Consider the following 5,613-nt stretch of genomic DNA (forward strand, 5'->3'; position numbering starts at 1 on the left):
CGCCGGCCCGGGCGGCCGCGATGGCGACCAGGCCGGAGCCGGAGGCGAGGTCGAGCACCCGGCGGCCCGCGACCAGGTCGGGGTGGTCGGTGACGTAGCGGGCGAGCGCCTGCCCGCCGGCCCAGGCGAAGGCCCAGAACGGCGGCGGCTGGGCGCTGCGGAACTCGCCCTCGGTCAGTTCCCACAGGCCGATCGGCTCGTCGGCCTGGTGCAGCCGCACCTCGGGGACGAAGGCGACCGGGGCGAGCCGGGCGTGCAGCCGGACGAAGGCCGCGGAGAGGTCGGACACCCGGTGATTCTGTCGTACGGCCGCGTCTCCGGCGTGTCGCGGGGCGGGCGTGACGGGTTCACCACGCCGGGTGATAACGACCCCCGCGGTTGCCGGTCCGTGCGAACACGCCCGTCTACCGGCCCGCGGATGCCGCTCATAGCGTTCCGGGTGGACGCGAGCGACGGGAGGGCGCGGCGGTGGTGAGCGGGTGGCGGTACGTGCTGCGAGTCGGGGTAGTCCTGACCTGCCTCTCCGGGGCGGGCCTCGGCGCGGCCGGGCCGGCCCGGGCGGCGGCCCCGTTCGCCACCGAGTTGACCGGCCTGCCGGACGAGTTCACCGCCGGCGACCGGGTGGAGACCCTGTCGGCGGTGGTGTCCCGGTCCGACGGCGGCGGCTGCGTCAAGGTGCGCTGGTCGATGCTGCTGGAGGTGCGGGGCCTGCGGCTGGACCAGGTCAAGGTGGACCGGGTGGAGGAGAGCGGCTCCTTCCCGCTGGAGATCCGGACCGAGGGGGACGCGGCGCGGCTGACGGACCGGGAACTGGACCCGGGCCTGCTCTGCCCGGGCCGTACGGTCACCGCCCGGTACCGGGTGGCCTTCGCCGGGGACGTCACCCGGGGGCGGGTGAGCTTCGCCGCCGAGGCGTACGACGAGAGCCTGCGCCTGCTGGCCCGGCAGACCGCCACCCGGCAGGTGGTGGGGGAGGACGCCGGGGCCGGGCCGACCGGGCCGGCGCCGGAGCCGACTGCGACCACCGCCGAGCCGACCGACCCGGCCACGGAGGAGCCGGCAACCGACGAGCCCGCGGAGGCCACGCCGAGCGACGAGGCGGTGGTCGAGCCGCCGCCCGCCGCGGCGGGCCGTTCGGTCTCCGCCTCGGGCGGCTTCGGGGTGGTCCAGGCCGCCTTCCTCCTCGGTGGCCTGCTGCTCTTCCTCGGCGCCGGGCTGCTGCTGCGGATGCGGCGCCTGCTGCGCGACGACTGAGCGATGCTTTACAAAACATCGCCTCTTGTAAAACGGCGTGACGGCTGCCACAGTCGGGGCACGAGTCAACCGATCGGAGGCTGACGATGGGCACCGACCCGACCCCCTGGCGCGACACCCGCAAACCGCTCTGGCCGCTCGCCCTGCTCGTCCCGGTGCTGCCGTTCGTCGCCTGGAGCGTCTGGCACGGCACCGGGGCCGCCTGGGCGTGGTGGCTCACCCCGGTGGTGGTCTTCGGACTGATCCCCGTGGTGGACCTGCTCATCGGCGACAACCGGGAGAACCCGCCGGAGGAGGCGGTGCCGGCGCTGCAGGCGGACGGCTACTACCGCTGGCTCACCTACCTCTGGCTGCCCGCCCAGTACGCGGCCCTGGTGCTCTGCTGCGCCGTGTGGGCCGGACCCGGCCTGTCCTGGGTGGCCGCCGCCGGGTTGGTCGCCACCGCCGGCGTGGTCGACGGCATCGCCATCAACACCGCCCACGAGCTGGGGCACAAGCGGGAGACGGCGGAGCGCTGGCTCTCCAAGATCGCTCTCGCGCCGACCGGGTACGGGCACTTCTACGTCGAGCACAACCGGGGTCACCACACCCGGGTCGCCACCCCGGAGGATCCGGCCAGTTCCCGGCTGGGGGAGAGTTTCTGGGCGTTCTGGCCGCGTACGGTCCTCGGCAGCCTCCGCTCCGCCTGGCGGCTGGAGACGAGCCGGTTCCGGCTGCGCGGGCGTACGCCGTGGAGCTGGCGCAACGACGTGCTCAACGCGTGGGCGATGACCGTGCTGCTCTACGCGGTCCTGGCGGTCGCCTTCGGGCCGGGTGTGCTGGTGTTCCTCGCCCTCCAGGCGGTGGCCGGCTTCTCCCTGCTCGAGGTGGTCAACTACCTGGAGCACTACGGCCTGGCGCGGCAGCGCACCGCCGCGGGCCGCTACGAGAAGGTCGATGCCCGGCACAGCTGGAACAGCGACCGGACCGTCACCAACGTCTTCCTCTTCCAGCTCCAGCGGCACAGCGACCACCATGCCAATCCGCTGCGCCGCTACCAGACGCTGCGCAGCTTCGACGCCTCGCCGCAGCTGCCCGCCGGCTACGCGACCATGGTGGTGACCGCGCTGCTGCCGCCGCTGTGGCGGCGGGTGATGGACCACCGGGTGCTCGCGCACTACGGCGGCGACCTCGAGTTGGCCAACGTCCACCCGCCGGCCCGGGACCGGCTGTGGGAGCGCGGTCGGGCGGTCAGTCCAGGGCGGCCGGCTCCAGACCGAGCTCCCGGGTCGCCACCAGGCGGATCCACTCCGCGATCTGCCGCCGGGTGATCACCCGCTCGTGCACCGAGAGCTGTACCGCGAGGCCGTCCATCACCGCGCTGATCCGCCACGCCGCGCCACCCGGGTCGGGGCAGTCGAAGGTCCCGTCGGCCACCCCGGCGCTGATCACCGCGGCGAGGTCCTGCCGCCAGCGCAGGTCGAGCCGGCGGGAGACCTTCTCCAGCTCGGGGGTACGCAGCGACTCGGCCCAGCCGTCGATCCACATGGACCAGGAGGTGGAGCGGCCGGTCGGGGCGTACAGCCGGAGCATCCGGCGCAGCTTGGTCAGCGGCGGGGCGGAGGAGTGCACCACCGCGTCGAGCTTGGCCAGGTCCTGCTCGACGGCGTACGCGAAGGCCTGCGCGAGCATCCGGTCCTTGGTGGCGAAGTGGTAGAACACCAGGGCCTGGCTGACCCCGGCGGCCTCCGCCACGTCCGCCGTCCGGGTGTTGGCGAGGCCGCGCTCCGCGATCACGTCACAGGCCGTGCGAAGCAGGGCATCCAGGCGGATCTCGGCGGCGCGTCTCGTCACGCCGTTACCGTAGCCCATCCGATTGACCACGAGGAGTCACCAAGGCGGCCGGTCGGGCCGTCGGGAGTCGGATCCCGGACAGTTGGGCCAGGGTGCTCGCCCAGGCTCCTAGGAAGCTCAGCGAACCCGGGCCCGGCGTCACCCGGACGCGCCCGGGAGGGACCCCGATTTGGCAACCGTTCCCGGGCTCGGCTAAAGTTCTCATCCGTCACCGGGAAACGCCGGGGGCGTGCGGACGTAGCGCAGCTGGTAGCGCATCACCTTGCCAAGGTGAGGGTCGCGGGTTCGAATCCCGTCGTCCGCTCGGAGATGCCGCCACGCATGTCGGGGGCAACCTCGGTGGAGTGGCCGAGAGGCGAGGCAACGGCCTGCAAAGCCGTGTACACGGGTTCAAATCCCGTCTCCACCTCGGCAGTAGACGAGGGCGATTGGCGCAGTGGGAGCGCGCTTCCTTGACACGGAAGAGGTCACTGGTTCAAACCCAGTATCGCCCACCAGCTCAGAGGCCGTGTCGATCATCGACACGGCCTCTTTGTCATGCCCGGCCGGTCAGGTCGCGGCGGTCAGCAGCGCCTCGGCGATCGGCGTCCTGCTGCTCAACAGCGACCGGCCCTGCCGGTGGGTCACCACCAGGCCGGCCGCGCGCAGCGTGGTCAGGTGCTGCGACACCCCGGCCGGGGACAGGCCCGTCCGGCGGGCCAGTTCGGTGGTGGAGCGGGGCGCGTCCAGCGCCGCGAGCAGCCGGGCCCGCCCCCGCCCGAGCACCGCGCCCAGCGCGTCCGGCACGCCCGCCGGGCACTCCCACAACGCGCCGACCCCCCGGGCCGGGTACGCCAGCTGCGACACGTCGCCGGCCGCGATGCTGAGCACCGACGGCCAGACGAAGACCGACGGCACCAGGACCAGCCCGACGCCGTCCGGCACGTCCGGGGCCGCGCAGTGCCGCTGGTTGATCAGCAGCGCGTCGCCCTCCCAGCGGACCCGCTCGTGCAGGTCGTTGAGGAGCCCGGCCGCGCCGCCCTCGGCCAGCCGCCGGGCCCGGTGGAACACCTCCGCGTCGAGCACCGCTCGGATCCTCGGCCAGTCCGGCGCCAGCGCCAGCCGCCAGTACGCCTCGATCTCCCCGGCGAGCCGGCGCAGCCCCGCCTCCGGGTCGGCGTACAGGGCGTCCAGCGCGGGTGTCCGGGGACCGGGGCGGAGGTCCAGGTGGGCGCGGACCGTGCCGCCCGGGGTGGCCCGCAGCGCGGCCAGTTCCTGACCCAGGTCCGGATTCAGGCCGGTGGGCGGCGGGGTGAGGAAGTCGACCACGTAGCCCGGGGCGGGGGGCACGAGCTCGTGGAGCAGCCCGCGGTCCGGGTCGAGCAGCCCGGCCGCGGTCAGCCGCGGCCGGACCCGGTTCACCCAGGGCAGGTGGAGCGCGTGCCGTCCCGGGTCCCGCAGCACCCGCACCCCGGCGACCACCTCCCAGAGGCAGGAGAGCGCGAAGCGCACCCGCGCCACGGCACCCGCCGACAGGCCGATCGCGACCACGCCGCCCCCTTCGTTTCAGCTGAGACTGAAACAATACGGCCGCCGGCCGCGCCGACCCAGACTGGCCGGGTGAACGATCACCACACCCGAGCCCTGCACTTCCGTAGCCTGCACGTGCCCGGCGAGCCGCTGGTCCTGGTCAACGCCTGGGACGTGGCGAGCGCCCGGATCATCGCCGCCGCCGGCGCCCGCGCGGTCGCCACCACCAGCGCCGGCGTCGCCTGGAGCCTCGGCGCCCCCGACGGAGACGCGCTCGGCCGCGAGGCCGCCGTCGACCTCGTCCGCCGCGTCGCCACCGCGGTGCCGCTGCCGGTCACCGCCGACATCGAGTCCGGGTACGGGGACACTCCCGACGAGGTGGCCACCACGATCGCCGCGGTGCTCGCGGCGGGCGCCGTGGGGGTGAACATCGAGGACGCCCGACACAGCGGGGAGACGCCGTTGCGCCCGGTCGACGAGCAGTGTGCCCGGCTGGCGGCCGTCCGGTCGGCCGCGGACCGGACGGGCATCCCGCTGTACGTCAACGCCCGCATCGACACGTTCCTGCGGGGCGTGGGCGGGGTGCGGGAGACGGTGGCGCGCGCCGAGGCGTACCTGGCCGCCGGGGCCGACGGGGTGTTCGTGCCGGGAACGGTCGAGCCGGCGACGGTGGCCGCCCTGGTGGCGGCGATCCCGGCCCCGCTGAACATCCTGGCCGGACCGGGTGCCCCGGCCGTGGCGGAACTGGCGAAGCTCGGGGTGGCCCGGGTCAGCCTCGGCTCCTCGGTCGCCGAGGCCGCGTACGCGGTGGCCCGCCGGGCGGCGGAGGAGGCGTTCAGCGCCGGCACGTACGGCGCGCTGGCCGACGCCCTCGACTACGGCACGCTCAACGAGCTGATGCGCCGCTGACCGGGTACGCGGACGGGGGGGGCCGGCCGGCCCCCCCCCCGGGTGGGGGGGGGGCCGTAAACAACCGGGGGCCCCGCCCCCCCCCCCCCCCCCCCGCCGGGGGCCCGC

General features: G+C 74.7%; 6 protein-coding genes and 3 tRNA genes. 6 read left to right on the forward strand and 3 right to left on the reverse strand.

Annotated features, from left to right (window positions below):
* On the reverse strand, positions 1 to 289 hold a 289-nt coding region (locus ACWEVO_RS28780), incomplete at its 3' end, for a class I SAM-dependent methyltransferase (RefSeq protein WP_452310621.1).
* Positions 290 to 471: 182 nt separating this feature from the next.
* Here ACWEVO_RS28780 and ACWEVO_RS28785 point away from each other — a divergent pair.
* Positions 472 to 1,254, forward strand: coding sequence for a hypothetical protein (locus ACWEVO_RS28785; protein ID WP_452310622.1), 783 nt, complete (start codon positions 472 to 474; stop codon positions 1,252 to 1,254).
* An 86-nt stretch (positions 1,255 to 1,340) separates the two neighbouring features.
* On the forward strand, positions 1,341 to 2,564 hold the full coding sequence (locus ACWEVO_RS28790) for an alkane 1-monooxygenase (RefSeq protein WP_452310623.1): 1,224 nt from the start codon (positions 1,341 to 1,343) through the stop codon (positions 2,562 to 2,564).
* Here ACWEVO_RS28790 and ACWEVO_RS28795 read toward each other — a convergent pair.
* On the reverse strand, positions 2,485 to 3,087 hold the full coding sequence (locus ACWEVO_RS28795) for a TetR/AcrR family transcriptional regulator (RefSeq protein WP_452310624.1): 603 nt from the start codon (positions 3,085 to 3,087) through the stop codon (positions 2,485 to 2,487). The genes ACWEVO_RS28790 and ACWEVO_RS28795 overlap by 80 nt on opposite strands.
* Positions 3,088 to 3,318: 231 nt before the next feature.
* On the opposite strand from ACWEVO_RS28795, the gene ACWEVO_RS28800 reads away from it, so the two are divergent.
* From ACWEVO_RS28800 to ACWEVO_RS28810, 3 genes are all read left to right on the forward strand, one after another.
* Positions 3,319 to 3,391, forward strand: a tRNA-Gly gene (locus ACWEVO_RS28800).
* A 34-nt stretch (positions 3,392 to 3,425) separates the two neighbouring features.
* Positions 3,426 to 3,496 (forward strand) — tRNA-Cys (locus ACWEVO_RS28805).
* A gap of 13 nt (positions 3,497 to 3,509) precedes the next feature.
* Positions 3,510 to 3,584 (forward strand) — tRNA-Val (locus tag ACWEVO_RS28810).
* Between the two features lie 52 nt (positions 3,585 to 3,636).
* Here ACWEVO_RS28810 and ACWEVO_RS28815 read toward each other — a convergent pair.
* Positions 3,637 to 4,617 carry a helix-turn-helix domain-containing protein gene (locus tag ACWEVO_RS28815; protein WP_452310625.1) on the reverse strand — a complete coding sequence of 327 codons (981 nt, stop codon included), beginning with the start codon at positions 4,615 to 4,617 and terminating at the stop codon, positions 3,637 to 3,639.
* 69 nt (positions 4,618 to 4,686) lie between these two features.
* On the opposite strand from ACWEVO_RS28815, the gene ACWEVO_RS28820 reads away from it, so the two are divergent.
* Positions 4,687 to 5,505, forward strand: coding sequence for an isocitrate lyase/PEP mutase family protein (locus ACWEVO_RS28820; protein ID WP_452310626.1), 819 nt, complete (start codon positions 4,687 to 4,689; stop codon positions 5,503 to 5,505).
* Positions 5,506 to 5,613: the final 108 nt, after the last annotated feature.

It is taken from the genome of Micromonospora sp. NPDC003776 (assembly GCF_053605645.1).

What these genes read in the sequence shown, in the direction of transcription:
- ACWEVO_RS28790 (WP_452310623.1), top strand. Translation starts at nt 1,341, where the DNA reads ATGGGCACCGACCCGACCCCCTGGCGCGACACCCGCAAACCGCTCTGG.